This window comes from Polaribacter sargassicola, assembly GCF_021991835.1.
GTDB lineage: Bacteria > Bacteroidota > Bacteroidia > Flavobacteriales > Flavobacteriaceae > Polaribacter > Polaribacter sargassicola.
Genome location: NZ_JAHDAU010000021.1, coordinates 1 through 1,154, shown reverse-complemented (window position 1 = coordinate 1,154; position 1,154 = coordinate 1). Strand labels below are relative to the sequence as shown.

General features: G+C 67.2%; 1 protein-coding gene. It reads right to left on the bottom strand.

Going from position 1 to position 1,154, the window contains the following annotated elements:
• Nucleotides 1-1,154: IS110 family RNA-guided transposase (locus KI686_RS17315; protein WP_237590263.1), on the bottom strand; the 1,154-nt coding region annotated here is incomplete at both ends.

The following is a 1,154-nucleotide window of genomic DNA, read 5'->3' as shown; positions in this document are numbered from 1 at the left end:
TCGGCGTGGCTGGTAGAGGGTGCTGGTTTTGAGCATGGCGTAGATGACGTCGCAGCGTCGTCGGGCGAGGCAGATGATCGCCGCGTTGTGCTTCTTGCCTTCAGCGCGTTTGCGTTGGTAGTAGGCGGCCGATTCGGGATCGCAGTTGGACGCGACCCACGCGGATTGGAACAGCGCGTTCTTGAGCTGCTTGTTCCCGGACCGGGCGGGATGCTCGCCTCGGATCGACTTCCCGGAACGGCGGGTGACGGGAGCGATGCCGGCGTAGGCGGCGAGGTGCCCGGCGGTGGGGAAGGCGGAGGCGTCGCCGATGGCCAGGAGGATGGTGGCTGCCGTCTTGGTCCCGACTCCTGGCATCGAGATCAAGACGTCACGAAGAGGGAAGTCATCAAGCAGCCTCTCGACCTCGACGGCGAGCTCGGCTCGCTGTGTCTTGAGCGCGACGATCTGGCCCGCAACGCGAGAGATCACAGACTCGACCGCCGCCGTGCCGATCACGGTCACGGTCTGCTGGCTCAGCGCGTCGAACACGTCATCGACGAGCTTGTCGACGGCGCGGTGCTTCGTCTTGCGCGCCCACGCCTTCACCCGGGCGGGACCGGCCCCTGCGAGTTTCGTGGGCCCTCCGTACTTGATCAGCAGGTCCAGGGGCAGGGCGTTGGTGAGCCTGGTGCCCGCGAACACGCGCTCCAAAGCGGGGTGGATCTGCAGCAGCAGAGACCGCAGCCGGTTCACCGACCGGGTCGATTCGTGAGCGAGATCATCGTCATAGCCGGCGAGGACCTTCAACGACGCGAGGACCTCACTGTCCCGGTCGACGGCGCGCAGCGTGTCCGGCATTCGCAGCGCGGTCGTCGCGATCACGAACGCGTCCCGAGCATCCGTCTTCGCCTCTCCCGGCATCAGTTGCGCGGCCTTGCGCATCGCCAATCCCGGCAGATACGCGACCTCGCAGCCCGCGTCCCGGGCGACCGCGACCGGCAACGCGCCAATCGTGTTCGGCTGATCCACGACCAGCAGCACCCGCCCGTGCTCCTGGAGCCGGGTGAAGACCTCGCGAAGGCGGGTCTCGTCCTGCGGGAGCGGCTTGTCGAACAGTCGTGTCCCGTCCGCGTCGAGCGCACAGGCGTGGTGCTCTTCCTTGCCGACATCGA